General features: G+C 69.1%; 1 protein-coding gene. It reads left to right on the top strand.

Annotation, left to right across the window (positions count from 1 at the left end; genetic code table 11):
• On the top strand, window positions 1-275 hold a 275-nt coding region (locus AA75_RS31550), incomplete at both ends, for an AMP-binding protein (protein ID WP_033823749.1).

The raw sequence follows: 275 nt of genomic DNA on the forward strand, positions 1-275 counted from the left end.
GAGATCGACGTCATCAACGTGACGCCCTCGTACGCCCAGGCGCTGATCGAGTGCGGTCTGCTGGACGGGGAGCGGCACCGCCCGGTGCTGGTGCTGCTCGGTGGTGAGGCGGTGGCCGAGACCCTGTGGTCCAAGCTGCGCGACACCCCGGGCGTCATGGGCTACAACCTGTACGGCCCGACCGAGTACACCATCAACACCCTGGGCGGTGGCACGCTCGACTCCGACACCGCGACCGTCGGCCGTCCGATCTGGAACACCCGCGCCCACGTCCT

Origin of the sequence: Kitasatospora sp. MBT63 (assembly GCF_000710465.2) — a bacterium.
GTDB lineage: Bacteria > Actinomycetota > Actinomycetes > Streptomycetales > Streptomycetaceae > Kitasatospora.